This window comes from Burkholderia sp. SCN-KJ (assembly GCF_024656005.1).
GTDB lineage: Bacteria > Pseudomonadota > Gammaproteobacteria > Burkholderiales > Burkholderiaceae > Burkholderia.
Window position 1 is genome coordinate 70,597 of the sequence record NZ_JANKOG010000008.1, and the last position, 26,373, is coordinate 96,969.

28 protein-coding genes and 1 tRNA gene are annotated in these 26,373 nt (G+C 68.0%); 20 read left to right on the plus strand and 9 right to left on the minus strand.

Annotated features, from left to right (window positions below; translation table 11 throughout):
* Positions 1-54: 54 nt before the first annotated feature.
* From kdpA to NQV17_RS15200, 3 genes are all read right to left on the minus strand, one after another.
* A complete protein-coding gene (kdpA, locus tag NQV17_RS15190) occupies positions 55-1,860 on the minus strand; it encodes a potassium-transporting ATPase subunit KdpA (protein ID WP_257772876.1) in 1,806 nt (601 codons plus the stop codon).
* Positions 1,857-1,949 carry a K(+)-transporting ATPase subunit F gene (gene kdpF, locus NQV17_RS15195; protein WP_257772877.1) on the minus strand — a complete coding sequence of 31 codons (93 nt, stop codon included), beginning with the start codon at positions 1,947-1,949 and terminating at the stop codon, positions 1,857-1,859. Before kdpF ends, kdpA begins: the two co-directional genes overlap by 4 nt.
* Before the next feature lie 368 nt (positions 1,950-2,317).
* Positions 2,318-3,292: a quinone oxidoreductase gene (locus tag NQV17_RS15200; protein WP_257772878.1), complete on the minus strand. Its 975-nt coding sequence runs from the start codon at positions 3,290-3,292 to the stop codon at positions 2,318-2,320.
* 307 nt (positions 3,293-3,599) lie between these two features.
* Between NQV17_RS15200 and NQV17_RS15205 the strand changes: the two genes are divergently transcribed.
* Entirely contained in the window at positions 3,600-3,953 is a 354-nt protein-coding gene (locus NQV17_RS15205) for a Rap1a/Tai family immunity protein (RefSeq protein WP_257772879.1), read from the plus strand.
* 15 nt (positions 3,954-3,968) lie between these two features.
* Positions 3,969-4,436 (plus strand): type VI secretion system amidase effector protein Tae4, encoded by a 468-nt coding sequence (locus tag NQV17_RS15210; RefSeq protein WP_257772880.1) that lies wholly within the window; start codon positions 3,969-3,971, stop codon positions 4,434-4,436.
* A gap of 129 nt (positions 4,437-4,565) precedes the next feature.
* Here NQV17_RS15210 and NQV17_RS15215 read toward each other — a convergent pair whose 3' ends face one another.
* Positions 4,566-4,958, minus strand: a complete 393-nt coding sequence (locus NQV17_RS15215) for a methylglyoxal synthase (RefSeq protein ID WP_044844698.1) — start codon at positions 4,956-4,958, stop codon at positions 4,566-4,568.
* A gap of 53 nt (positions 4,959-5,011) precedes the next feature.
* Positions 5,012-5,791 carry an SDR family oxidoreductase gene (locus NQV17_RS15220; protein ID WP_044844699.1) on the minus strand — a complete coding sequence of 260 codons (780 nt, stop codon included), beginning with the start codon at positions 5,789-5,791 and terminating at the stop codon, positions 5,012-5,014.
* 245 nt (positions 5,792-6,036) lie between these two features.
* Here NQV17_RS15220 and upp point away from each other — a divergent pair, with 245 nt between their 5' ends.
* The 10 genes from upp (at position 6,037) to NQV17_RS15270 (ending at position 14,185) form a co-directional block, all read left to right on the plus strand.
* Positions 6,037-6,687, plus strand: coding sequence for a uracil phosphoribosyltransferase (upp, locus tag NQV17_RS15225; protein WP_006478229.1), 651 nt, complete (start codon positions 6,037-6,039; stop codon positions 6,685-6,687).
* Positions 6,688-6,905: 218 nt separating this feature from the next.
* Positions 6,906-7,634, plus strand: a complete 729-nt coding sequence (locus NQV17_RS15230; protein WP_044844700.1) for a YebC/PmpR family DNA-binding transcriptional regulator — start codon at positions 6,906-6,908, stop codon at positions 7,632-7,634.
* 105 nt (positions 7,635-7,739) lie between these two features.
* Positions 7,740-9,017 (plus strand): phosphoribosylamine--glycine ligase, encoded by a 1,278-nt coding sequence (gene purD, locus NQV17_RS15235; protein WP_044844701.1) that lies wholly within the window; start codon positions 7,740-7,742, stop codon positions 9,015-9,017.
* A gap of 118 nt (positions 9,018-9,135) precedes the next feature.
* Positions 9,136-10,056 carry an oxygen-dependent coproporphyrinogen oxidase gene (hemF, locus tag NQV17_RS15240; RefSeq protein ID WP_257772881.1) on the plus strand — a complete coding sequence of 307 codons (921 nt, stop codon included), beginning with the start codon at positions 9,136-9,138 and terminating at the stop codon, positions 10,054-10,056.
* A gap of 41 nt (positions 10,057-10,097) precedes the next feature.
* Complete coding sequence (locus tag NQV17_RS15245; RefSeq protein WP_257773022.1) at positions 10,098-10,805, plus strand: nicotinate-nucleotide adenylyltransferase; 708 nt, start codon at positions 10,098-10,100, stop codon at positions 10,803-10,805.
* 4 nt (positions 10,806-10,809) lie between these two features.
* Positions 10,810-11,256, plus strand: a complete 447-nt coding sequence (gene rsfS, locus NQV17_RS15250; protein ID WP_257772882.1) for a ribosome silencing factor — start codon at positions 10,810-10,812, stop codon at positions 11,254-11,256.
* A 19-nt stretch (positions 11,257-11,275) separates the two neighbouring features.
* The gene (gene rlmH, locus NQV17_RS15255) at positions 11,276-11,746 is read left to right on the plus strand and encodes a 23S rRNA (pseudouridine(1915)-N(3))-methyltransferase RlmH (protein WP_257772883.1); all 471 of its coding nucleotides are present in this window, start codon (positions 11,276-11,278) and stop codon (positions 11,744-11,746) included.
* 51 nt (positions 11,747-11,797) lie between these two features.
* Complete coding sequence (locus NQV17_RS15260) at positions 11,798-12,430, plus strand: nucleoside triphosphate pyrophosphatase (protein WP_257772884.1); 633 nt, start codon at positions 11,798-11,800, stop codon at positions 12,428-12,430.
* A gap of 8 nt (positions 12,431-12,438) precedes the next feature.
* Positions 12,439-13,908, plus strand: a complete 1,470-nt coding sequence (rng, locus tag NQV17_RS15265; protein WP_044844707.1) for a ribonuclease G — start codon at positions 12,439-12,441, stop codon at positions 13,906-13,908.
* A 200-nt stretch (positions 13,909-14,108) separates the two neighbouring features.
* Positions 14,109-14,185: transfer RNA gene (locus NQV17_RS15270), tRNA-Met, on the plus strand.
* Between the two features lie 59 nt (positions 14,186-14,244).
* On the opposite strand, the gene NQV17_RS15275 is transcribed toward NQV17_RS15270, so the two are convergent.
* Positions 14,245-14,628 carry a DUF1493 family protein gene (locus NQV17_RS15275; RefSeq protein WP_257772885.1) on the minus strand — a complete coding sequence of 128 codons (384 nt, stop codon included), beginning with the start codon at positions 14,626-14,628 and terminating at the stop codon, positions 14,245-14,247.
* A 2-nt stretch (positions 14,629-14,630) separates the two neighbouring features.
* A complete protein-coding gene (locus tag NQV17_RS15280) occupies positions 14,631-15,062 on the minus strand; it encodes an STM2901 family protein (protein WP_374692719.1) in 432 nt (143 codons plus the stop codon).
* A 294-nt stretch (positions 15,063-15,356) separates the two neighbouring features.
* Here NQV17_RS15280 and NQV17_RS15285 point away from each other — a divergent pair, with 294 nt between their 5' ends.
* From NQV17_RS15285 to NQV17_RS15305, 5 genes are all read left to right on the plus strand, one after another.
* A complete protein-coding gene (locus tag NQV17_RS15285; protein WP_044844709.1) occupies positions 15,357-15,692 on the plus strand; it encodes a YggL family protein in 336 nt (111 codons plus the stop codon).
* 451 nt (positions 15,693-16,143) lie between these two features.
* Complete coding sequence (locus NQV17_RS15290) at positions 16,144-17,286, plus strand: collagen-like triple helix repeat-containing protein (RefSeq protein ID WP_257772887.1); 1,143 nt, start codon at positions 16,144-16,146, stop codon at positions 17,284-17,286.
* Positions 17,287-17,633: 347 nt separating this feature from the next.
* Entirely contained in the window at positions 17,634-18,599 is a 966-nt protein-coding gene (locus NQV17_RS15295) for a PRC-barrel domain-containing protein (protein WP_257772888.1), read from the plus strand.
* Positions 18,596-19,855, plus strand: a complete 1,260-nt coding sequence (locus tag NQV17_RS15300; RefSeq protein WP_257772889.1) for an MFS transporter — start codon at positions 18,596-18,598, stop codon at positions 19,853-19,855. Before NQV17_RS15295 ends, NQV17_RS15300 begins: the two co-directional genes overlap by 4 nt.
* A gap of 32 nt (positions 19,856-19,887) precedes the next feature.
* Positions 19,888-20,466, plus strand: a complete 579-nt coding sequence (locus NQV17_RS15305; RefSeq protein WP_044844713.1) for an aromatic acid exporter family protein — start codon at positions 19,888-19,890, stop codon at positions 20,464-20,466.
* 67 nt (positions 20,467-20,533) lie between these two features.
* Here NQV17_RS15305 and NQV17_RS15310 read toward each other — a convergent pair whose 3' ends face one another.
* Positions 20,534-20,926, minus strand: a complete 393-nt coding sequence (locus NQV17_RS15310; RefSeq protein ID WP_257772890.1) for an RcnB family protein — start codon at positions 20,924-20,926, stop codon at positions 20,534-20,536.
* Between the two features lie 88 nt (positions 20,927-21,014).
* On the minus strand, positions 21,015-22,766 hold the full coding sequence (gene msbA / locus NQV17_RS15315; protein WP_257772891.1) for a lipid A export permease/ATP-binding protein MsbA: 1,752 nt from the start codon (positions 22,764-22,766) through the stop codon (positions 21,015-21,017).
* 223 nt (positions 22,767-22,989) lie between these two features.
* On the opposite strand from msbA, the gene NQV17_RS15320 reads away from it, so the two are divergent.
* The 3 genes from NQV17_RS15320 to NQV17_RS15330 all read left to right on the plus strand — a co-directional run bounded on the left by NQV17_RS15320 (position 22,990) and on the right by NQV17_RS15330 (position 26,145).
* Positions 22,990-23,742 carry a glycosyltransferase family 2 protein gene (locus tag NQV17_RS15320; protein ID WP_257772892.1) on the plus strand — a complete coding sequence of 251 codons (753 nt, stop codon included), beginning with the start codon at positions 22,990-22,992 and terminating at the stop codon, positions 23,740-23,742.
* Between the two features lie 145 nt (positions 23,743-23,887).
* Entirely contained in the window at positions 23,888-24,730 is an 843-nt protein-coding gene (locus NQV17_RS15325; RefSeq protein WP_257772893.1) for a glycosyltransferase family 2 protein, read from the plus strand.
* 134 nt (positions 24,731-24,864) lie between these two features.
* The gene (locus NQV17_RS15330) at positions 24,865-26,145 is read left to right on the plus strand and encodes an O-antigen ligase (protein ID WP_257772894.1); all 1,281 of its coding nucleotides are present in this window, start codon (positions 24,865-24,867) and stop codon (positions 26,143-26,145) included.
* The last annotated feature ends 228 nt before the right edge of the window (positions 26,146-26,373 follow it).

Below are 26,373 nucleotides of genomic sequence, written 5' to 3' on the forward strand. Positions count from 1 at the left end.
TGCGATCTCTTCAATCTCTTCAGTCTTTGCAAGGTGTCGCCATGCGCTCGCGCGTCATGCGCCCAGCCACATCATCAGATGCTCGACGCCCGGGCCGAGCGCGAGCGCCGGCACGTAGGTCAGCGCGCCCACCAGCATCACGGTGCCGAGCAGCAGCACGACGAACAGCGGGCCGTGGGTCGGCAGCGTGCCGCTCGTCACCGCGATGCGCTTCTTCGCGGCGAGCGAGCCGGCGATCGCCAGCACCGGCACGATCGTGCCGAAGCGGCCGAACCACATCGCGATCGCGGTCATCCAGTTGTAGAACGGCGTGCCGACCGTCAGGCCCGCGAACGCGCTGCCGTTGTTGTTCGCGGCCGAGCTGAACGCGTACAGGATTTCCGAGAAGCCGTGCGGGCCCGGGTTCGCGATGCCGGCACGGCCTGCATCGGCCAGCACCGCAATCGACGTGCCGACCAGCACCAGCAGCGGCGTGAGCAGCACGACGATCGACACCATCTTCATCTCGTACGACTCGATCTTCTTGCCGACGTATTCCGGCGTGCGGCCGATCATCAGGCCCGCGACGAACACCGCGAGCAGCGCGAACACCAGCATCCCGTAGAGACCGGACCCGACACCGCCGTAGATCACCTCGCCGAGCTGCATCAGCAGCATCGGCACGAGACCGCCGAGCGGCGTCAGCGAATCGTGCATCGTGTCGACCGCGCCGCACGACGCGGCCGTCGTCGCGACCGTGAAGATGCCGGTCTGCGCGATGCCGAAGCGCGTTTCCTTGCCTTCCATGTTGCCGCCCGGCTGCAGCGCGCTCGTCGACTGGTCGACGTGCAGCGCGGCGAGCGCCGGGTTGCCGGCCTGCTCGGCGCTCACCTCGACGCCGATCGCGACCGCAAAGGCGACCGTCATCGCCGCGAGCACCGCGATGCCCTGCCGGCGGTCGCCGATCATGCGGCCGAACACGAGGCACAGCGCCGCCGGAATGATCAGGATCGCGAAGATCTGAACGAAGTTCGCGAACGGCGTCGGGTTCTCGTACGGATGCGAGGAGTTCGCGTTGAAGAAGCCGCCGCCGTTGGTACCGAGCATCTTGATCGCCTCCTGCGACGCGACCGGGCCCATCGCGAGTGTCTGCTTCGTCAGCTGCGTCGGCACCGTGACCGCGTTACCCTTGTCGTCCTTCACCGGGTTGCCCTGCGCGTCGAGCTTCGGCGCCGCATAGGTGCTTGCCTGCAACACCGGCACGTCCTGGTACGCCTTCATGTTCTGGATCACGCCCTGGCTCATCAGCAGCGCGGCGACGAGCGCCGCCATCGGCACGAGCACGTACAGCGTCACGCGCGTGAGGTCGACCCAGAAGTTGCCGATCGTCTGCGCGGTGTGGCGCGCGAAACCGCGGATCAGCGCGATCACGACGACGATGCCGGTCGCGGCCGACAGGAAGTTCTGCACGGTCAGGCCGAGCATCTGCGTCAGGTAGCTGACAGTCTGCTCGGGCGTGTAGTCCTGCCAGTTGGTGTTGGTGACGAAGCTGACGGCCGTGTTGAATGCGCCATCGGTCGTCATCGCGCCGAATTGCTGCGGATTGCCGGGCAGGAAGCCCTGCAGGCGCAGCAGGCCGTACAGGAACAGCGCGCCGAGCGCGTTGAATGCGATCGTCGCGATCGCGTAGCGCTTCCAGTTCATCTCGGTGCCGGCATCGACGCCGGCGATGCGGTACAGCGCACGCTCGAGCGGCCCGAACACGCGCACGACGCGCGAGCTGCCGTCCATCACGGCCGTCAGGTAGCGCGCGACCGGCACGGCCGCGGCGAGCAGCACGACGATGAACAGCAGCGTCTGCAACAGGTTGTTCGCGTTCATTCGATGTCCTCCGCGCGCAGCAGCGCAAAGACGAGATACGCGAACAGCAGGACCGTCGAGGCACCCGCCAGCCAAAGCATCCAGGTCATGCGCGCCCCCCGCGGCCGTATTGCGCGAGCGTCTCGCAACCGGCAAGCAAACCGAGGATCAGCGCTGTGAACAGCACCAGTGCGCCGATGAAAACCCCATCCATTTTTGTGTTCTCCGTCGTCGAAATCGGACGACTAGAACCTTATGGGAACGCGCGTAAAGGACGGGTCAAAGGTCATCGGACCGGTATAAAAAACGCGTAAACGCGGGCGGCGGGGGGAACGTCGGACGGGGCGCCGGGCGGAACGGCGGACGGGACGTCGGGCGGAACAGCGGCGGGACGAAGACTGGACGAAGACTGGACAGACGGCGACCGTCGCCGCTCGCCAGGTTGCGCGCCGGCATGGCGCCGGCGCGAAGGGATGCGTCAGGGAACGAGGATCGTCGAGCCGGTCGTCTTGCGCGACTCGAGGTCGGCATGCGCGCGGCCGACTTCCGCGAGCGGATAGCGCTGGTTGATGCTCGTCTTCACCTTGCCCGACAGGATCACGTCGAACAGCTCGGCGGCCGCGGCTTCGAGATCGGCGCGCTTCGCGATGTACGAGAACAGCGTCGGCCGCGTGAAGAACAGCGAACCGCGCGACGAGAGCTCCTTCGAGTCGATCGGCGGCAGCGGGCCCGACGCGTTGCCGAAGCTGACGAACAGCCCGAGCGGCGCGAGGCAGTCGAGCGAACCGATGTAGGTGTCCTTGCCGATCGAATCGTAGACGACCTGCACGAGCGCATCGTTCGTGATCGCCCTCACGCGCTGCGTGAAGTTCTCGCGCGTGTAGACGATCGGGTGGTCGCAGCCGTGCGCTTTCGCGAGTTCGGCCTTCTCGTCGGAGCCGACCGTGCCGATCACCGTTGCGCCGAGCGCCTTCGCCCACTGGCAGACCAGCAGGCCGACGCCGCCGGCCGCGGCATGGATCAGGATCGTGTCGCCGGCTTTCACCGGGTACGTGCGGCGCAGCAGGTAGTGCGCGGTCAGGCCCTGCAGCATCACCGACGCCGCTGCGTCGTAGCTGATGCCGTCCGGCAGCTTGACGAGGCGGTCGGCGGGCAGCACGCGCTCCTGCGCGTACGCGCCGGGCGACGACCACACATAGGCGACGCGGTCGCCGGGCTTGAACGCGGTCACGTCATCGCCGACCGCCGTCACCTCGCCGGCCGCCTCCATCCCGAGCCCGGCGGGCAACGGCTGCGGATAGAGGCCGGTGCGGAAATACACGTCGATATAGTTGAGCCCGACCGCATGCTGCTTGACGCGGACCTGGCCCGCCTGCGGCTCGCTGACCTCGACGTCGACCCACTTCATCACGTCCGGGCCGCCTGCCTGGTCGTATCGGATTGCTTTCGGCATCGTTTCGCTCCTCGCTTGTCTGGAAATTCGGTTCGGCAAATACGTCGCTGCCCCCGAACGGCGAGGCGGGCAGACGCGGGACACTGCGCGTGATTTTCGCGCGTCGCGCGCGCTCGTGCTGCACGCAGCGGCAATCCCTTCACGACCGTAGGGTCTTCGCGAAAAGCGATCGGCACGTGACGTGCATTCCGGCGGATGGTGCGGCATCCGGTCCGTGCGGTCCCCCGCGAAATCATGCGATCAATGGAGATTCCCGGGACGGTGACCGTGCTATTTTGCTTTGCGCCGAATTCACGAACCCCATGCCATGAACGCCCTTTTCATCCGCAATGCATTTGTTTTCGCATCGTTGTCGGCAGGTATCGGCATCGCGAACGGAGCCGCGCTCCCACGCGTCGACGGTGCGCGGCTGCTCAACGGCATCAGCCGTACGGACAACAATCCGTACGCCGACGCCGAGCGCCACGTCATGACCGGTTATCTGGCCGGCGTGGCCGACATGACCGAAGGCAAGGACTGGTGCGACAACGGGCGCGTCAAATCCGGAGAGATCGATTCGGAAGTGATCGGCGGTCTTCGAAAACTGCCGAACGATGCGCTGCGCACAAACGCAGCAGGCCTGATCGCCCGCATCCTGCAACAGAAATATCCGTGCCGTTGATCGGGGACGATCTGCTTGAAACCACACTTCTCATTACTGAACAGCCACTATCCGGACAACAGGACGGTATCCAGGGAAGCGCTATACGAGGAACTGGGCTGGCAAGACCTAGTCGCCAATCCGGCGTATGCAAATACGTGCGCCATTCGGATCAGCCTGGCACTCGTCAAGAGCGGAATGACATTGCGCGGCGGCCTCGTCATTCAGAAGGGGCCGCACCGTGGACGGCGAATTGAAGCCGGCCAGGCGAGGCTGGCCAACATGCTGGCGGAGCCGGCCTATTTCGGCAAGGCTGAAGTGTTCCGGCGAGACGATGCGACGACCGGCATTGCCGCCAGAAAGGGCGTCGTGGCCTTCTGGCACATCCCCGGATACATGAACGGCCGCGGCGGACACATCGACCTGATCGATGGCGCCCGCGCGCTCTGCAGTTCGGATTGCTACTGGGCTGCATCAACCGTGTGGTTCTGGTCGTTACGATGAGCGACCGGCCGCGATCTCGGGCATCGCAATCTGCGCCTGTTTCGGCGCTATCAACGCTCACCGCCATCCGTCACATGTCATCCACACGACAGATGGCGGCAAGCACGCACACTCACGCGTGCCGAACGCCTAGCAAACGTCCTGCATGTTGCGCGCCAGATCGTCGAGCAGCATCCGCGCGGTCGCGACATTCGTCGCGACCGGCACGTCGTGCACGTCGCATGCGCGCACCAGCGCGGTGATGTCCGGGTCGTGCGGCTGCGCGGTCATCGGGTCGCGCAGGAACACGACGATGTCGACGCGGCCTTCGGCCAGCTCCGCACCGATCTGCAGGTCGCCGCCTTGCGGCCCCGACAGCTTGCGCTCGACCTCGAGCCCGTGCGCGGCGGCGATGCGGCCGCCCGTGGTGCCGGTCGCGACCAGCCGGCATTGCGCGAGCGTCGCGCGGTACTGGCCCGCGAGCGCGACGATCTCGTCCTTCTTCGCGTCGTGCGCAATGAGTGCGATGCGGGGTTTGCTCATCTCCGTTTCCTTCGTGGGTCGATTGTTGTCGTATGTGTGAACGGCGGTGCGCGTCAGAACGTGCCCGGATACGCGCCGCCGTCGAGCAGCCAGTTCTGCCCGGTGATATAGCCGGCATGCACGCTGCAGAGGAACGCGCACGCCGCGCCGAATTCGGCACGCGTGCCTAGGCGCCCGGCCGGGATTTCCTTCGCGCGCCGCGCGCGCATCTCGTCGACGCTCACGCCCTGCGCCTTCGCCGACGCGGCGAGCGTCGTCGCGATCCGGTCGGTGTCGAACAGCCCGGGCAGCAGGTTGTTGATCGTCACGCCCTGCCCCGCGACCTTGCGCGACAGCCCCGCGACGAAGCCGGTCAGCCCCGAGCGCGCGCCGTTCGACAGCGCGAGCACGTCGATCGGCGCCTTCACGGCCGAGCTCGTGATGTTGACGATCCGGCCGAAGCCGCGGCCGATCATCCCGTCGACGGTCGCGCGGATCAGTTCGATCGGCGTCAGCATGTTCGACTCGAGCGCGCGGATCCAGTCGTCGTGCGAGAAATCGCGGAAGTCGCCGGGCGGCGGCCCGCCGGCATTCGTCACGAGAATGTCCGGCTGCGGGCACGCGGCGAGCGCGGCCGCGCGGCCGTCGGGCGTCGTAATGTCGCAGGCGACGGCGGTGATCGAAACGTTCGACCCGGCGCGGATCTCCTCCGCGGTTTCCTCCAGCGTGTCGCGCGTGCGCGCGACGATCACGAGGTTCACGCCCTCGGCGGCCAGCGCTTCCGCGCAGCCGCGCCCGAGCCCCTTGCTCGCCGCGCACACGAGCGCGGTCTTTCCTGCGATGCCGAGATCCATCGTCGATTCCTTTATGGCGACGCGCGCCGGCCGGGCCGGGTCGCCGACGGGTCGCAGGCCGGTTCGCCGGGCGGGCGAACGGTCGCGAACGCAGGCGAGCGGGCGAACACGGCGCGCGGATTGTCGTGAGACGTCGATAATATCCGGATCACGTGGCGCGCCTTGGTAAAATTGCGGCCATGAGCGGCGGCCGGCCTGGCGCCGGCGCCGCCCCCGATCCCCTTTTGCCGCCAAGGCACCCCGTCATGAAACAGGATAGCCGTTTCCCGAATCTCTTCATCACCGATCACCCGCTGATCCAGCACAAGCTGACCCACATGCGCGACAAGGACACGTCGACGCGCACGTTCCGCGAACTGCTGCGCGAGATCACGCTGCTGATGGGCTACGAGATCACCCGCAACCTGCCGATCACGACCAAGCGGGTCGAAACCCCGCTGGTGGCGGTCGACGCACCGGTGATCGCGGGCAAGAAGCTCGCGATCGTGCCCGTGCTGCGCGCCGGCATCGGGATGTCGGACGGCCTGCTCGACCTGGTGCCGTCCGCGCGCGTCGGCCACATCGGCGTGTACCGCGCGGAAGATCACCGCCCGGTCGAATACCTGGTGCGCCTGCCCGATCTCGAGGATCGCATCTTCATCCTGTGCGACCCGATGGTCGCGACCGGCTATTCGGCCGTGCACGCGGTCGACGTGCTCAAGCGCCGCAACGTGCCGGCCGCGAACATCATGTTCGTCGCGCTGGTCGCCGCGCCCGAGGGCGTGCAGGTGTTCCAGGACGCGCACCCGGACGTGAAGCTGTTCGTCGCGTCGCTCGACTCGCACCTGAACGAGCATGCGTACATCGTGCCGGGCCTGGGCGACGCGGGCGACCGCCTGTTCGGCACCAAGAACTGACAGACGGCGCCGCCGGGCCGCGCGGCCCGGCACGCCGCAACGGCCCGCCCGGCCGTTCGGCCATGCGCGGCGGCCCCGAAGCGACGGTCGCCGCGTGATAAAATCACGTTCCACTCGACACGCGCGGCCCCGCGGCTTCATGCCCGCCCAGACGGCCGCCGATTCAACGACACATTGGCACAATCGCCCGCGCAGCGCGCCCGGGCACGGAGAAAGGTATGGCTGGTCATTCGAAATGGGCCAACATCAAGCATAAGAAGGCAGCAGCCGACGCGAAGCGCGGCAAGATCTGGACCCGACTGATCAAGGAAATCCAGGTCGCGGCCCGCCTCGGCGGCGGCGACGCGAGTTCGAACCCGCGCCTGCGTCTCGCGGTCGACAAGGCGGCCGACGCGAACATGCCGAAGGACAACGTCAAGCGCGCGATCGACCGCGGCGTCGGCGGCGCGGACGGCGCAAACTACGAAGAAATCCGTTACGAAGGCTACGGCATCAGCGGCGCGGCGATCATCGTCGACACGCTGACCGACAACCGCACCCGCACGGTCGCGGAAGTCCGTCACGCATTCTCGAAGTTCGGCGGCAACATGGGCACCGACGGTTCGGTCGCGTTCATGTTCGATCACGTCGGCCAGTTCCTGTTCGCGCCCGGCACGTCGGAAGACGCGCTGATGGAAGCGGCGCTCGAAGCCGGCGCGGACGACGTCAGCACGAACGACGACGGCTCGATCGAAGTGCTGTGCGACTGGCAGGCGTTCTCGGCAGTGAAGGACGCGCTCGAAGCCGCGGGCTTCAAGGCCGAACTCGCCGAAGTGACGATGAAGCCGCAGAACGAAGTCGAATTTACCGGCGACGATGCGGCGAAGATGCAGAAGCTCCTGGACGCGCTCGAGAACCTCGACGACGTGCAGGAGGTGTATACGAACGCCGTCATCGTCGAGGAATGAGATGCCGGCCGCCGTGCGCAGCGTTGCGACGGCGGCCCGACCGATTTCGCGGCCGGCGCGCCTGAGCGTGCCGGCCGCCCTGTTTTCTAGTCTGCGGGGAATCCCATGAAACTACTCGTCGTCGGCTCCGGCGGCCGCGAACATGCACTGGCGTGGAAGCTCGCGCAGTCGCCGCGCGTCCAGATGGTCTACGTCGCGCCCGGCAATGGCGGCACGGCACAGGACGAGCGTCTGAAGAACGTCGACATCACGTCGCTCGACGCGCTGGCCGATTTCGCGGAAAGCGAAGGCGTCGCGTTCACGCTCGTCGGGCCGGAAGCGCCGCTCGCGGCCGGCATCGTCAACCTGTTCCGCGCGCGCGGCCTGAAGGTGTTCGGCCCGACCCGCGAAGCCGCGCAACTCGAAAGCTCGAAGGATTTCGCGAAGGCGTTCATGAAGCGCCACGGCATCCCGACCGCCGACTACGAAACCTTCTCCGACGCGGCCGCCGCGCACGCATACATCGACGCGAAAGGCGCGCCGATCGTCGTGAAGGCCGACGGCCTCGCGGCCGGCAAGGGCGTCGTCGTCGCGATGACGCTGGAAGAAGCGCACGCCGCGGTCGACATGATGCTGTCGGGCAACAAGCTGGGCGACGCCGGCGCGCGCGTCGTGATCGAGGAATTCCTCGACGGCGAGGAAGCGAGCTTCATCGTGATGGTCGATGGCAAGCACGCGCTGGCGCTGGCCTCGAGCCAGGACCACAAGCGCCTGCTCGACGAGGACCGCGGCCCGAACACAGGCGGCATGGGCGCCTACTCGCCCGCGCCGATCGTCACGCCGCAGATGCACGCACGCGTGATGCGCGAAATCATCATGCCGACGGTGCGCGGGATGGAGAAGGACGGCATCCGCTTCACGGGCTTCCTGTATGCGGGCCTGATGATCGACAAGGAAGGCAATCCGCGCACGCTGGAATTCAACTGCCGGATGGGCGACCCCGAGACGCAGCCGATCATGGCCCGCCTGAAGAGCGATTTCTCGAAGGTCGTCGAACAGGCGATCGCGGGCACGCTCGACACGGTCGAGCTCGACTGGGACCGCCGCACCGCGCTCGGCGTCGTGCTGGCCGCGCACGGCTATCCGGACGCGCCGCGCAAGGGCGACCGCATCAACGGGATCCCGGCCGAGACCGAGCAGGCCGTGACGTTCCATGCGGGCACGACGCTCGACGGCGACAAGCTGACGACGTCCGGCGGCCGCGTGCTGTGCGTGGTCGGCCTCGCCGATTCGGTGCGCGAAGCGCAGCAGCATGCGTACGACACGATCAACCAGATCAATTTCGAAGGCATGCAGTATCGCCGCGACATCGGCTTCCGCGCGCTGAATCGCAAGAGCACGTAACACCCTGACCGCCGCTTTGCCGTCGCAAACGGCGGCCTCCTCTGCCGGGGTTCGATAGAATGCCCGGCAGATGCCTTTTTTACGGCCCCCGCTTCGCGCGGGGGCACCCAGTTCAGACATGACCGATTCGACCTACGACGTGGCGCGCGTGCGCACGTACCTCCAGGGCCTGCAGACACGCATCGCCGACGCGCTCGGCGCGCTCGACGGCACGCCGCTCGCGACCGACGCGTGGCAGCGCGGGCCCGAGGAGCGCCTGCGCGGCGGCGGCTGCACGCGGATTCTCGAAGGCGGCCGCGTGTTCGAGCGCGCGGGGATCGGTTTTTCCGACGTCGCCGGCGATGCGCTGCCGCCGTCGGCGAGCGCCGCGCGCCCGCAGCTGGCCGGCCGCGGCTTCGAGGCGCTCGGCGTGTCGCTCGTGCTGCATCCGCGCAACCCGTACTGCCCGACCGTGCACATGAACGTGCGGATGCTGATCGCGACGAAGCCCGGCGACGCGCCGATCTTCTGGTTCGGCGGCGGCATGGATCTGACACCGGTTTATCCGTTCGAGGACGACGCGCGGCATTTCCACCAGACCTGCAAGGACGCGCTCGATCCGTTCGGCGCCGAGCTCTACCCGCGCTTCAAGACGTGGTGCGACGAGTATTTCTTCCTGAAGCACCGCAACGAGACGCGCGGCATCGGCGGGATCTTCTTCGACGATTTCTCCGAGCCCGGATTCGAACGCTCGTTTGAGATGATGCAAAGCGTCGGCGACGCGTTCCTGAACGCGTACCTGCCGATCGTCGAACGCCGTGTCGCGCTGCCGTACGGCGAGCGCGAACGCGACTTCCAGGCTTACCGGCGCGGCCGCTACGTCGAATTCAACCTCGTGTTCGACCGCGGCACGCTGTTCGGGCTGCAAAGCGGCGGCCGGACCGAGTCGATCCTGATGTCGATGCCGCCGATCGCGCACTGGCGTTACGACTGGCAGCCCGAGCCGGGCTCGCCGGAAGCGCGCCTGAGCGAGTTCCTCGTGCCGCGCGACTGGGTCTGAGCCCGCCGCGCCCCGCCGCCTCAAGAACAGGACACGTTTTTCTGGACACCATCACCCGCCCCGCCCCGCAGCCGCTGTCACGTCGTATCGGCCTGCTGGGCGGCACGTTCGACCCGATCCACGACGGCCACCTCGCGCTCGCGCGCCGGTTCGCCGAAGAGCTCGGCCTGACCGAGCTCGCGCTGCTGCCCGCCGGGCAGCCGTACCAGAAGCGCGACGTGTCGGCCGCCGAGCATCGGCTCGCGATGACGCGCGCCGCTGCCGGCTCGCTGTCGCTGCCCGGCGTGACGGTCACCGTCGCGACCGACGAGATCGAGCACGCGGGGCCGACCTATACGGTCGAGACGCTCGCACGCTGGCGCGAGCGGATCGGCCCCGATGCGTCGCTGGCGCTGCTGATCGGCGCCGACCAGCTGGTGCGGCTCGACACGTGGCGCGACTGGCGCAAGCTGTTCGACTACGCGCACGTGTGCGCGTCGACGCGCCCGGGCTTCGACCTCGGCGCGGCGCCGCCGGACGTCGCGCGGGAAATCGCGCGGCGGCAGGCCGGTGCCGACGTGCTGAAAGCGACGCCGGCCGGCCACCTGCTGATCGACACGACGCTGGCGTTCGATATCGCCGCAACCGACATCCGCGCGCACCTGCGCGAATGCATCGCGCGTCACGCGCAAATGCCCGATGCGTCGGCCGAGCATGTGCCGGCCGCCGTCTGGGCCTATATTCTTCAACATCGTCTCTACCATTCCTGATTCCATGGATATCCGCAAACTGCAGCGCGTGATCGTCGACGCTCTCGAAGACATCAAGGCGCAAGACATCAAGGTGTTCAACACCAGCCACCTGACCGAACTGTTCGACCGCGTGATCGTCGCGTCGGGCACGTCGAACCGCCAGACCAAGGCGCTCGCGTCGAGCGTGCGGGACAAGGTCAAGGAAGCCGGCGGCGACATCGTCAGCTCCGAGGGCGAAGACACCGGCGAATGGGTGCTGGTCGACTGCGGCGACGCGATCGTGCACATCCTGCAGCCGGCGCTGCGCCAGTATTACAACCTCGAGGAAATCTGGGGCGACAAGCCCGTGCGGATGAAGCTCGGCGGCGGCAAGGGTCCGAACGGTCTCGCGACCGCCAGCGAAGACGAGGACGACGAGGAAGAAGCGCCCGCACGCCCGGCGCGCAAGACGGCTGCCCGCCGCCGCTGAGCCGCAGCGAGTCGTCCCGATGAAGCTTTTCATCCTCGCGGTCGGCCACAAGATGCCCGGCTGGATCGCGTCCGGCTTCGACGAATACACGAAGCGGATGCCGCCCGAGCTGCGCATCGAGCTGCGCGAGATCAAGCCCGAACTGCGTTCGGGCGGCCGCAGCGCGGAAAGCGTGATGGCGGCCGAGCGGCAGAAGATCGAGGCCGCGCTGCCGAAGGGCGCGCGCATCTTCGCGCTCGACGAGCGCGGCCGCGACTGGACCACGATGCAGCTCGCACAGGCGCTGCCCGGCTGGCAGCAGGACGGCCGTGACGTCGCGTTCGTGATCGGCGGCGCCGACGGGCTCGATCCGGAACTCAAGGCGCGCGCCGACCTGCTGCTGCGCATCTCGAGCATGACGCTGCCGCACGGGATGGTGCGCGTGCTGCTCGCCGAACAGCTTTACCGCGCGTGGAGCATCACGCAGAATCACCCCTACCATCGCGCATGACGTGCCGTCCTCGGGACGCGCGCCGCGCGCGCTCAACGAGATAACGACACCATGCCGTCCAGCACGCCCCCTGCCCTTTTCCCGACCCTTTACCTCGCTTCGCAAAGCCCGCGCCGCCAGGAGCTGCTGCAGCAGATCGGCGTGCGCTTCGAATTGCTGCTGCCGCGCCCCGACGAGGACGCCGAGGCGCTCGAAGCCGAGCTGCCCGGCGAAGCCGCCGATGCGTATGTTCGGCGCGTGACCGTCGCGAAGGCGGAGGCCGCGCGGGCGCGTCTCGTCGCGAGCGGCAAGCCGGCCGCGCCGGTGCTGGTTGCGGACACCACGGTGACCATCGACGGCGCGATCCTCGGCAAGCCGGCCGATGCCGACGACGCGCTCGCGATGCTGACACGCCTCGCAGGCCGCGAACACGAGGTGCTGACCGCCGTCGCGGTGGTCGGCGCCGACGGCGAACTGCTGCCGCCCGCGCTGTCGCGCTCGTCGGTGCGCTTTTCGGCCGCGCCGCGCGACGCGTTCGAGCGCTACGTCGACACCCGCGAACCGTTCGGCAAGGCGGGCGCCTACGCGATCCAGGGACGCGCGGCCGAATTCATCGAGCGAATCGACGGTTCCCATTCGGGTATCATGGGTCTGCCCCTTTTTGAGACTGCCGCGTTGCTGCGCACCGCGCGCGTCGCCTTCTGAATCGCACCATGAACGAAGAAATCCTGATCAACCTCACGCCGCAGGAAACGCGGGTCGCACTCGTCCAGCAAGGCGCGGTGCAGGAGCTTCACGTCGAGCGCACGCTGTCGCGCGGGCGGGTCGGCAACATCTATCTCGGCAAGGTCGTGCGCGTGCTGCCCGGCATGCAGTCGGCGTTCATCGACATCGGTCTCGAGCGCGCGGCGTTCCTGCACGTCGCCGACATCTGGCATCCGCGCCTCGCGGGCGAGCCGCAGTCGGGCGCGCCGCACCAGCCGATCGAGAAGACCGTGTTCGAAGGCCAGACGCTGATGGTCCAGGTGATCAAGGATCCGATCGGCACGAAGGGCGCCCGACTGTCGACACAGGTCAGCATCGCGGGCCGCACGCTCGTCTACCTGCCGCAGGAGCCGCACATCGGCATCTCGCAGAAGATCGAGAGCGAGGCCGAGCGCGAGGCCGTGCGTGCGCGGCTGACCGCCGTGATCCCGCCGGACGAGAAAGGCGGCTACATCGTGCGCACGATCGCCGAAGACGCGACCTCCGACGAACTGGCCGGCGACGTCGCCTACCTGCGCAAGACCTGGACGACCATCGTGGCCCAGGCGCAGCGGCTGCCGGCGACGAGCCTGCTGTACCAGGATCTCGATCTCGCGCAGCGCGTGCTGCGCGATTTCGCGAACGACGACACGACGCGCATCCAGGTCGATTCGCGCGAGACGTACCAGCGCCTTGCGGAATTCGCGAACGAATTCACGCCGGCGGTGAGCCCGAAGCTGCATCACTACACCGGCGAGCGGCCGCTGTTCGACCTGTACAACATCGAGACGGAGATCCAGCGCGCGCTGTCGCGCCGCGTCGACCTGAAGTCGGGCGGCTACCTGATGATCGACCAGACCGAGGCGATGACGACGATCGACGTGAACACCGGCGGCTACGTCGGTGCGCGCAACTTCGACGACACGATCTTCAAGACCAACCTCGAGGCCGCGCATACGATCGCGCGGCAGCTGCGGCTGCGCAACCTCGGCGGGATCATCATCATCGACTTCATCGACATGGAGAACGCCGAGCATCGCGACGCGGTGCTGTCCGAGTTGAAGAAGGCGCTGTCGCGCGACCGCACGCGCGTGACGGTCAACGGCTTCTCGCAGCTCGGGCTCGTCGAGATGACGCGCAAGCGCACGCGCGAATCGCTCGCGCACGTGCTGTGCGAGCCGTGCCCGACCTGCCAGGGCAAGGGCCAGGTGAAGACGTCGCGCACCGTGTGCTACGACATCCTGCGCGAGATCCTGCGCGAGTCGCGCCAGTTCAATCCGCGCGAATTCCGCGTGATCGCCGCGCAACAGGTGATCGACCTGTTCCTCGACGAGGAGTCGCAGCATCTCGCGATGCTGATCGACTTCATCGGCAAGCCAGTGTCGCTGCAGGTCGAGTCGAACCTGAGCCAGGAGCAATACGACATCGTGCTGATGTAAGGTCATGCGCGGCGATCTCCGAATCGGGAGATCGCCCCCCACCCTTGCCGCGGGCATCGAGCAAAAATATCGATTGGCACGCCGAGCTTCGAGGGCTCGGGCAACGTAAGCGCCCCCTGGCGAGCGAAGCACGGCCGCTTGATTTCAACTTTGGTCACTGAGCGTTTGACGCGCCGCAGCAGTATCACTATAATTCGCGCCGCGGGGTGGAGCAGTCTGGCAGCTCGTCGGGCTCATAACCCGAAGGTCATAGGTTCAAATCCTATCCCCGCAACCAACATCGAAGCCCGCTTTGCGACAGCAAGCGGGCTTTTTGCATTTCGCCGATTCGTGGGCTCATTTCCCACGAGCGACCTCGTCTCGTGCAACGCTCTCGATCGCGTCCGTATCCCATCGGCCGATGCGCATTGCTTCTTCCAGCATGCCGAGGGTAAGGGGCACACGCGGTCGCTTCCGGTAACGCTCGGAAAACAGCGCGAGAAACGTCGTCACCATCTCCTGCCCTTCAGGGCCGAAGTAGCGGTCGTAAGGGAATTCGGCAGCATTCACACCGAACGTTTCGGCCCATTTGTCGATGAATTCGATTGCATCGATTCCCGTCACGCGCAGATCCTCCTCGAGACGTGACGACGGCTCGATTCGCAATTGGCCGCCGAACAACGGGCGACCGAGCTCTTCGCGCGCAAATGCGGCAAGCTTTTCCCACCTAGCGGCAGACACGATCAGAACACCCTGTTTTCAAGTTTGACGACGGCGTTGTAGCGACGCACCGTGTTGAACATGATGACGGCCGCGTCGGCGGCCAAGAACAACTCCCCGACCACGGGGATGGTTCGGCCGACCCATGCACCGAGATTCCGCGTGGACGCGATACGTACGCCCTGAGCGCCCACCGACATGATCATTGGCAAACGCATTCTCATCTGAATCGGCAACAGCTTGCGCGCAGCAATTGAGGCGACCGATGTGCCCTTGGTCGCCGCAGCGAATTTTCCTGGTGCCGGCACATCGGCTTGACCCAGCAACATGGCCGAAGCGGCCGCAAGGTCATCGAACCCGACGCGCCGCTGGATCTCATCGACCGCGATCCAGAAAAACAAATCCGCCGGCTTGAGATCGACATCACCATTGTACGAATAGCGATTGTCCGACATACGGCCCTCGTTGTTGTTCGAATAGCCGCCGACCTTAGCAAAGCCGAAGCGGCTCGCCATCCCTGTATCATTCGGTCATACGCGCGATGACCCGCCGGGCCAAGCCACGCCGAGAAATCCCGGTCGATCGATTGTTTAACAATGGTTTCATGATCAACCGCGCGACAAACCGATATCGCGACGACGCAACGCTCGGGCCACTCGCTGCGTGCGCGGGCTGCGCGGCACGTCGACATCGTGCCCGCAGCGGCCGCCGCGCTATCCTTTCCCCCTCACATTCACTCACCACACACCATGAGCCAACGCCACAACCGCCGCCAGCGCAAGAAACTCCACATCGCCGAGTTCCAGGAACTCGCGTTCAACGCGGCCGCGCAATACCGCAACGAGCTGTCCGACCTCGAGCGCGGCCAGCTGATCGATGCGTTCATCGATTTCGTCGAAGCGAACGGGCTGCTGACCGTCGCCTCCGCTGACGAAGGGATCGGCGCCTACGTGATCTCCGGCGCGCCGCGCGGCACGACCACCGATGCCGACCGTGAGAACGTGCGTGCGTGGCTGGCCGCACGTCCGGAGCTGACCGACGTCAGGGTCAGCGAATTCACCGACGCGTGGTATCCGGACGCCTGACGCCGCCGTTACGCCGCCCCTCGGGCAGCGCCCGCGCCTGCCCGCCGCGACGGCGGGCCAGGCAGGCGCCGCCGTCCCGCCTTCCCCTCGCACCGTCCCTCCCGCCTCCATCACACGACTCACCTCGTGTCGATCGTGATTACCCCGATTCCGGCAGTGAATCGGACGCTTACTTCAATTTAACGATCATTAAAAGACGTCTCGCCGCCGTGGACCTACTCTGATCGTACGAATCCGGTGATTTCCGGCACGATCGGCAAGCAAGACGAAAGAATGCAACGCAATGCGTCCTGCAAGCGCTCCGGGTTCCGACTCAGGCGAATACGCGGCACGGCGACAGGCCAATCAGGGAGACAACGACGATGCGCCCGCCGCATCCCTTCCGCAGCGACGACACACCGGCGCACACGAAGGCCGCCTGATCCATTTCCATAATCGAGACGAGGACGACATGAAGACGCCCACCATTCATCAAGCAGGACTCCGAATGATCATGATCGCGGCCGGTACCGCGGCGCTGATGTCGCTGTCCGCGTGCGGCGGCTCCGGCTCGCTGAGCCGGGGCACCGGCGGTTCCGGGTCGGGGTCCGGCGATCCGACGGCATCGACCGGCGGCACGGGGAACGGCTCGAGCGGCACGTCGGCCAACGGCGTCGGCCAGACGACCGCGGCGTCGAGCAACATCGTGACGGCCGGCGGCGGCGCGGTATCGGGTGTCGGCACGGCGATCGCGTCGCAAACGCTGCCCGGCACGAACCCCGCGACGACGCAGGGGCTCGGCACGGTGGTGCAGGACGTCGGCGCGGCCGTCACGACGCTCGGCACCGGCCTCGGTTCGGGCCTCGGCCAGCTCGGCGCATCGTCGGATCCGGTCGGCACGACGGTCGCCAGCACGGGTGGCGTGGTCACGAATCTCGGCCAGGCCGTCGCCGCGACGGGTGGCGTCGTGTCGAGTCTCGGCGCGAGCGGTTCGGCGCTGGCGCCGCTCGCGCCCGTCACGTCGCCCGTCGGCGGTGCCGTGACGACGCTCGGCAACACGATCGCGGGCGGCGGCGGGACGCTCGGCACGCAACTGTCGACCGGCCCGGTCGCGCAGGTGACGGGCGCGGCCAGCTCGGCGATCACGCCGATCACGACGACGGTCGGCTCGCTCACGCAGACGGCCGCGGCGAGCACGCCGCTCGGCGCACCGCTGACGAATCTCGTGACGACCGTCGGCAACGGCGTCGCGAACGCCGGCACGACGCTCGCGAACACCGGCAACAATCCGGTCACGACCGGCGTCGGCAACGTCGTGACCGCGACCGGCAACACGGTCGCCACCGCGGGCACGGCGCTGCTCGGCGGCGGCAGCGCCGCGACGAATCCGCTCGCCCCGGTGACGGGGCTGCTGTCGACCGGCGCACTCGGCGGCGCGACGGTCGGCGGCAATCCGGCAGGCGCGCTCACCTCGGCGGTCGGCACCGTGACGGCGGCGGCCAGCAGCGCGCCGGTCGGCGGCCTGGCGGGCGGCAGCAACACCGGCGCGCTGTCGAAGACCGGCGGCGGCCTGCTCGCCCCGGTGACGACGACGCTCGGCGGGCTGGTCAAGTAACGCCACGCCGGCGGCCCGTGCGGCGCCCGACCTGTCGTCGACGGTCGGGTGCCGTGCGCGCTGAGGGATCCGATGGCGGGCGCCCGCTCTCGGCGATCGATCCCCGCCCGTTTACCTGCCCCTTTCCCGGCCCTTTACCTGTCGTTTTCCTACTTCGCCGTTTTCCTGCTATTCCCTGCCCTGTTCCGGTCCTTTCCCCGCCATCCCGCGCCCAATCCTCCGCAGAAATCGGTCCTGAAAGGAAGACACGTTAAACTCTCACCTCGCGTGGTGCGCCGCCCGCACCCGCCATCCATCGCCAGCCGCGCGCCTCCGGGCCCGGCCCCCGACCCATGGAGTGAGTGTCAATGAGCGGCGGACTTCCGTTTCCCGCATCCCGCATGTCGTTTCCGTCCTCGACGGTCTTCCTCGTTCTCGCCGCCGCGCTGCTGTCCGGCTGCGGGCTGCTGCCGACGCAGAATCCGCCCGCGCCGATCAGCGAGGCGCTCGTCGAACCCGTCGAGGAAACCGCCGGCGAACCGCTGACGATGCCGCCCGTGCCGGCGCCGACGCAACCGGAAGCGCCGGAAGCACCGAAGAAACCGCACCGCGAAGTGACGCGGCCGAAACCCGTGCAGCGCCCCGAAACACCGACGCCTCCGCCACCACCGCCCGCCCCGATCGTCGCGACGCGCCCGCTCGACCGCACGCAGATCCATGCGCTGCTCGACAGCGAGGTCGCGCGCCGCAACGGCAAGGTGATCGGCCGCGCGGTCGACATGGTGGCCGACGCGAGCGGCAAGCCGCGCGAGATGATCGTCAACCTGCAGGGCTTCATGGGCGTCGGCGACCGCAAGGTCATCTTCCCGTGGAACGTGTTCCGCTTCACGCCGGGCGGCAAACAGGAGCCGATCGTGCTCGACGTGCCGTCGGGCGACCTGCCCCCGGCCGCGCGGCCCAAGGCCGTGCCGCTGTCGGGTTCGGCCGCGGCGTCGCCCGCGACGCGACTGCCGCTGCTCGACAGCGATGTCGAGCGCCCCAACGGCACGAAGATCGGCCGCATCGTCGACGTGCTGATCGACCGCGCCGCGCAGCCGCAGGCGGTCGTGCTCGACCTCGGCGGGCTCGTCAACACCGACCGCCGCTCGATCGCCGCGAGCTGGGGCGCGCTGCGCTTCGTCACGCGCGACAAGGCGCTGCATCCGCAGCTCGACCTGAACGATGCGCAGATCAAGGCGTCGCCGCCCTACGCGGCCGACAAGCCGATCATCGCGGTCTTCCCGCCCGTTGCCCCGGCACCGGTGCCGGCTTCGTCTGCGAGTGCCACCCGATGACGATCAAGCATTCCGTCAGCGTGCGCAGTCTGCGGTCCCTCGACTGGCTCAACTTTTTCGTTGCAAACGTTCAAACCGGGTTCGGTCCGTTCATCGCGTCCTACCTCGCGTCGCACAAGTGGACGCAGGGCGAGATCGGCATGGTGCTGTCGATCGGCACGATCAGCGCGATGGTCAGCCAGGTGCCGGGCGGCGCGGCCGTCGATGCGCTGAAGAACAAGAAAGGCGCGGCCGCGTGGGCGATCGCGGCCATCATCCTGTCCGCGGTGCTGCTCGCGTCGAGCCCGACGATCGTGCCGGTGATCGCGGCCGAAGTGTTCCACGGCTTCGCGAGCTGCATGCTCGTGCCGGCGATGGCCGCGATCTCGTTCTCGCTGGTCGGCCGAGCCGATCTCGGCGACCGGCTCGGCCGCAACGCGCGCTGGGCGTCGATCGGCAGCGCGGTCGCGGCGGGCCTGATGGGGCTCACCGGCGAGTATTTCTCCGCGCGCGCGGTGTTCTGGCTGACCGCCGTGCTGGCGTTGCCCGCGCTGTTCGCGCTCGCGATGATCCAGCCGACCCACGAAGTGATCCCGCATTCGTCGAAACCCGACGATCACGACGAAGGCGAGCACCGCGAGACGCTGCTCGAACTGCTGCGCGATCGCCGGATGCTGATCTTCGCGGCGTGCGTCGTGCTGTTCCACCTGTCGAACGCGGCGATGCTCAACCTCGCGGCCGGCGAAGTGACGGCCGGGATGGGCGAGAACGTGCAGCTCGTGATCGCCGCGTGCATCATCGTGCCGCAGGCGATCGTCGCGATGCTGTCGCCGTGGGTCGGCCGTTCCTCGCAACGCTGGGGACGCCGGCCGATCCTGCTGCTCGGCTTCTCGGCGCTGCCGGTGCGCGCGCTGCTGTTCGCCGGCGTGAGCAGCCCGTACCTGCTCGTGCCGGTGCAGATGCTCGACGGCATCAGCGCCGCCGTGTTCGGCGTGATGCTGCCGCTGATCGCGGCCGACGTCGCGGGCGGCAAGGGCCGCTACAACCTGTGCATCGGGCTGTTCGGGCTCGCGGCCGGGATCGGCGCGACGCTCAGCACGGCCGTGGCCGGCTATGTCGCCGATCACTTCGGCAACGCGATCAGCTTCTTCGGGCTCGCCGCCGCCGGCGCGCTCGCGGTCCTGCTCGTCTGGCTCGCGATGCCCGAAACGCGCGTCGAGAACGGCGACGCACCCGAGGGCGCGCCGGCCGCCGCATCGTCCGAACAGGCGCACTGACGCGCGCGCCGCCCCGCTTCTTGGCCGACACGATGGATACGATCAGGACCCTCAACGAAGCCCGCCAGCAGATCCAGCAGTCGATCTTCGATCTGTTCAAGGGGCTGACTTTCGGCGAACGCCTCACGCAAGGCGCGCTGATGGCGCTGCAGGCCGTGTGCGGCGCGTGCCTCGCGTACGCGATCGGCCGCGCGTTGCACACCGAGCAGGCCGTGTGGGCGGCGATCACCGCGATCGCCGTCACGCAGCACAACTATTCGGACACGATGTCGCTGTCGCGCGACCAGTTCATCGGCGCGATGATCGGCGGCGTGGTCGGCTTCGCGGGGGCCGCGCTCGGCGGCGATCGCCTCGTCGCCTATGCGATCGCGGTCGCGATCACGATCGTCGGCTGCTGGTGCCTGAACGTCGGCAGCGCGGCGCGGCTCGGCGGCGTCACCGCGACGATCGTGCTGCTGTTTCCGGGCAACGGCCCGCTCTGGGACATTCCGCTGATGCGGCTCGGGGAAGTCGCGCTCGGCACCGTCTGCGCGCTGGCGGTGTGCTGGGCAATGTCGCGGATCGAGCGACGCTGGTTCCGCCGGGCGGCGAAGTCGGACCAGGACAAATGACGCGGTTGCCGGGACGCATGCCCCGGCAGCCGGATGAAGCGATGAGCGGCGGCGGGTGTGGCCGGTGTTACGGGCCGACCCGCAGCACGATGCCCGAGCCGATCTGCACGAGCAGATAGTCGCCGCCGACGCCGACCCAGTGATAGCCGCGCGGCGGCGGGCTCAGCCGATAGCCGCGCCAGTCGTCGACCACGTACTGGCGATCGCGGAATTCGTCCGGGAGCCGGTCGCCCTTGTGCCAGTCGCGGCGCGGCTGATCGGCCCAGCGCGGCGGTACGTCGTCGTCGCGATGCATCGCCTGGCCGGGCGGCATGTGCTTCGGGCCGTGGCCGCGGTGCATGCCGTGATTGCCGTGATTGCCGTGGTTGTCGTCGTTGCCGTGCCCCTGCGCCATCGCGACCGGCGCGGCGAAACCCGCCGCAACCAGCGCGGCCAGCATCATCCCGTGCATCTTCCTCATCGTCCTTCCCTCCGTGTTGTCACGTCGAACCGGAAACAACTGGACTTGCCCGATCAAGACTAGCACACGGGTGCGACCCGACTTCATGTCACGCCGCCTGCTGCTGGTACTGGATCCGGTGCAGGTGCGCGTACAGCCCGCCGTGGCGCAGGAGTTCTTCGTGGCTGCCCTCTTCGACGATCTTGCCGGCTTCGAGCACGAGGATCCGGTCCGCGCGCTCGATCGTCGACAGCCGGTGCGCGATCACGAGCGTCGTGCGCCCTTCCATCAGCCGCTCGAGCGCGGCCTGCACGTGGCGCTCGGATTCCGAATCGAGCGCGGAAGTCGCCTCGTCGAGGATCAGGATCGGCGCGTCCTTGTAGATCGCGCGCGCGATCGCGAGCCGCTGCCGCTGGCCGCCCGACAGTCGCATCCCGTTGCCGCCGACCAGCGTGTCGAGCCCGTCGGGCATCGCGGCGACCGCGTCGGCGAGGTTCGCGGCCTCGAGCGCCGCCTGCACGCGTGCGCGGTCGGGCGTCTGCCCGTACGCGACGTTCGCGGCGATCGTGTCGTTGAACAGCACGACGTCCTGGCTGACCATCGCCATCTGGCCGCGCAGCGCATGGATGTCGTAGTCGGCCACCGGCACGCCGTCGACCAGGATCGCGCCGCCCGTCGGATCGAAGAAGCGCGGCAGCAGGTTCACGAGGGTCGTCTTGCCGCTGCCGGACGGCCCCGCGAGTGCGATCATCTCGCCCGGCGCGACCTTGAACGAAATGCGGTCGAGCGTCGGCCGCTCGGAGGCGCCGTAGTCGAACGACACGCCGCGGAATTCGATCTCGCCGCGCGCGTGCGCGAGCGCCCGGCCGCCGCCCTGCGGCTCGGCGGGCTCGTCGATCAGCCCGAAGATCAGCTCGGCGGCCGTCATCCCGCGCTGCAGCGGCTGGTTGACGTCGATCAGGTGCTTGAGCGGCGAAATCACCAGCAGCATCGACGTGACGAACGCGACGAAGCCGCCGACCGTCGTCTGGTCGTTGGTCGACTGCACGACCGCGATCGTGATCACGACCGCGAGCGCGATCGACGCGAGGAACTGCGTCAGCGGCTGCGCGAGCCCGCCCGAGATCGTCATGCGCATCGCGTAGCCGCGCAGGCGCTTGCTCATCGTCGTGAAGCGGTCCATCTCGTACGCTTCGCCGTTGTGCACCTTGACGACCTTGTAGCCGCCGACCGTCTCCTCGACGATGTACGACAGCTCGTTGGTCAGCGTCTGGTGCTCGCGGTTCAGGCGGCGCAGGCGGCGGTTGATCTTGCTGACAAGCCAGCCGATGCCCGGCAGGATCACCGCGACGATCAGCGTGAGCCGCCAGTTCAGGTAGAACAGGTAGCCGAGCAGGAACACCACGGTCAGCGAGTCGCGCACGAGCGTGACCATCACGCCGGTCAGCACCGACAGGATCTGGTTGACCTCGAACACGATCGCGTTGATCACCGTGCTCGCGGTCTCGCGCTGGAAGAACGACGCGCCGGTGTGGAGCATCCGCTGGAACATCTCGAGCCGCAGCTGCAGCAGGATGCGATTCGATACGTAGTTGAGCAGGTAATTCGACGTGTACTGCGACACGCCGCGCACGAGCGCGAGGCCGATCACGGCGATCGGCACGTACCATTTCGCGCTGTCGCTGCCGTGCGAGCCGAAGCCGTGGTCGAGCAGCGGCTTGAGCAGCGCCGGGATCCCGGCTTCCGTGGCCGCGACGACGCCCATCGTCATCACGGCGAGCAGCACGATGCCGATGAGCGGCCGGATGTACGGCCACAGGCGCTTGAGGACCGTAAGCGGCGACGTACCGGTGCCGTCCATCGGTTTGCGAAGAGTGTTCTGGGTTTCCAAGGCAATCCTTCTTGAGCCGCGACGCGGCGCCCGGGGCGTGACTGCCCGGGATTCGCCCCGTCCGGCGGGTGCCGAAAAAGGCCCAACATTATAGCTGGACCGCCCCCGCCGGCATGGCCGTCGCCGAAGCGGCCGGCTGCCTGCGCGCGGGTATACTGCCGCTCACCGTTTTCTCCGCCTTTTCGACGATTTCATGGCAGAACCCACCCTCGGCGTCGCCCTCATCGCCCTCAACGCGGCCGCGCGGCTCGCGCAGTGCCTCGACGCGCTGACCTTCGCCGACGACGTCGTCGTGATCGACGGCGGCAGCACCGACGATACGGTCGAGATCGCCCGCGCGCACGGCGCCCGCGTGATCGTCGAGCGCGACTGGCCGGGCTTCGGCCCGCAGAAGAACCGCACGCTCGACGCGCTCGACACCGACTGGATCCTGTCGCTCGACACCGACGAGGTCGTCAGCCCGGAACTCGCGCAGTCGATCCGCGCGGCCATCCGCACGCCGGCCGCGCAGGTTTACGCGCTCGACCGGCTGTCGAGCTTCTGCGGCCAGTGGATCCGCCACAGCGGCTGGTATCCGGACTGGGTGCCGCGCCTGTTCCGGCGCGGCACCGCCCGCTTCTCCGACGACCTGGTGCACGAGCGGCTCGTCTTCGACACCCCTGCGCAGCGGCTGCCGGGCAAGCTGATGCACTATTCGTACGAGGATTTCGAAACCGTCGTGCGCAAGCTCGATGCGTATTCGACGGCCGGTGCGCGCCAGCGCCGCGCGGCCGGCCAGCGCGGCGGCTTCGGCAAGGCGCTCGCGCGCGGCGCGTGGGCGTTCGTGCGGACCTACGTGCTGCGGCGCGGGTTTCTCGACGGCCGCGCGGGCTTCATGATCGCCGTGTTCAACGCGGAAACCGTCTACTACCGGTTCCTGAAGCTCGGCCACGAAGCGGCCCGCTGAGCGCGCCCCGCCCTGCCGCCACCCTGACGCCGCCGGCATGCGGCCGGCCCGGCGTTACAATGCCGGGCTGCCCGCGCGCCATGCGCGCCCGAGCACGGCGCAGCGCTGCGCGCCGCCGATACGACGACCACCGAATCCGACCGCCATGTTCTCCATCATCATCCCGACCTGGAACAACCTGCCGTACCTCAAGCTCGTCGTCGACAGCCTGCGCCGTCATTCGGCGTACGACCACCAGATCATCGTGCACGTGAACGACGGCGCGGACGGCACGCTCGACTGGGTGCGCAGCGAAGGCATCGAGCACACCGCGTCGCCGGCCAACATCGGCATCTGCCACGCGGTGAACCTGGCCGCCGCCCGCGCGACGCGCGACTACGTCGTCTACATGAACGACGACATGTACTGCTGCCCGGGCTGGGACACGGCGCTCGTGCGGCGCATCGAGCAGATGCCGACCGACCTGTTCATGCTGTCCGGCACGATGGTCGAGCCGGTCGACACGCGCAACCCGTGCGTCGTCGTCAGCAACTTCGGCCGTGACGCCGAACAGTTCGACGCGGCCGGCCTCGTCGCGGCCACGCCGCGGCTCGCGCGCGCGGACTGGCTCGGCTCGACCTGGCCGCCGACGCTCGTGCACCGCGACTGGTGGAACCGCATCGGCGGCTACAGCAGCGAGCTGTCGCCGGGGATGAGCAGCGACAACGACTTCTCGATGAAATTCTGGGACGCCGGCTGCCGGATCTTCCTCGGCGTGGGCGACAGCCTCGTCTATCACTTCCAGCAGAAGAGCACCGGCAAGATCGTCAAGAACGACGGCCGCCGCCAGTTCCTCAACAAATGGGGCATGACGCAGGCCACGTTCGACCGCTATTACCTGCATCGCGGCGAACCGGCCGGCGCGCGCGTCGCGCTCGACACGCCGGCCGTCGAAGGCCGCCTGAAGCGTGCGCTGCTGCGCTCGCGGATCAAGCGCGCGTTCAGCTGACCCGACCCCGGAAACGGCACGGAAACGCCCGCGGCTTCGCGTATACTGCGCGCTTCGTCCCGCGCGGTGCCGCCGGGACGCGCGGCGCGCAGCACGGTGCCCGCATGCCGCATTCGTCCATTCGACAGGTTCCGATGCTTTCGTTTTCCGCTCCCGCCTCGCGGCGCCTGACCGCCGCCCGCGCCTTCGCCGTCGTCGCGCTCTGCATGGTGCCCGTCTCGACCGCGCTGACCAACGTGTTCTGCGGGCTGTTCGCGGCCGCGCTCGTCATCTCCCCCGAATTCTGGCGCGATCTGCGCACGTTCGTCGCCGAACCGGCGTCGCTCGCGGCGCTCCTGATCCTCGCCGCACTGGCCGCGAGCGTCACCTATACGGTCGCGCCGCACCCGAAGGCGTGGAACTGGGTCGCCAAGTACGACAAGCTGCTGCTGCTGCCGTTTGCCGTGCTGGCCTTCCGCCATTCGAACTGGGCGCCGATCGTGCGGCGCGCCTGGTTCGGCACGCTGTGCGTGATCCTGCTGCTGTCGACCACCAACTATCTCGGGCTGACCGCGATCGGGCCCGCGCATTCGAGCGAACTGCCGCTGTCGCGCGCCTGGGTGTTCAAGAACCACATCGCGGCCGGCATGTTCGGCGCGCTGCTGTTCTACCAGGCGGCCGACCTCGCGCTGTCGGCCCGCACCGCGCTGTCGCGTGCCGCGTATGCCGCCGTGGCCGCATGGTCGCTGGTCAACGTGTTCGTGATGCTGCAGGGACGCACCGGGCAGGTCATCGCGCTGCTGCTGATCCTCGTCGTCGCGGTGCGTTTCGTGCTGCTGCTGCGCCGCCAGTCGGCGCTGCGCGCGGGGCTCGCCGCCGGGGCGCTGGTGCTGGCCGGCGTCGCGCTCGTCGTCGCCGCGTGCACGGTGCACAACGGCCGGCTCGTGAAGGTCGTGTCGGAAGTGCAGCAGTATCGGCAGAGCGATGCGGTCACGTCGACCGGGCTGCGGCTCGAGTGGTACAAGAAGGGGCTCGAACTGTATCGCCAGCGCCCGCTGATCGGCTACGGCGCCGGCGGCCTCGAGTTCGAGTTCGAGAAGCTCACGGCCGGCAAGACGGCTGCCGAAGGCCAGCTCACGTCGAATCCGCATAACGAATACCTGCTGATGGCCGTGCAGCTCGGCACGCTCGGCGTATTGCTGTTCCTGAACCTGATCGTGCAGATCGCGCGCGGCAGCCGCGCGCTCGACCCGCGCTCGCGGCATGTGCTGCTCGCGTGGCTCGCGATCTTCGCGATCGGCAGCCTCGCGAATTCGCTGCTGCTCGATTTCGCCGAAGGTCACCTGCTGGTGCTGCTCGCCGGGATCCTGCTCGGCTGCGGCGCGCGCACGGAAGCACTGCCGCGCGAAACGTCGGCGATCCGGCGCAGCGCGTAACGCATCATGTGCCGGGCTGGCGGGCAGCGTGCGTTGCTGCCTGCCGCCGGTTCGGCTTCTACGGCTTTTACGGCTTTTACGGCTTTTACGGCTTCTACGGCTTCTACGGCTTCTACGGCTTCTACGGCTTCTACGACTTCAATCGCGGCGCATGCGTGCCGCTTGCCGGAAGCACGGCCGCGCGGCGCCGACGCGTCGCCACTCCCCCGCTTTTCGAATCAGGAAACG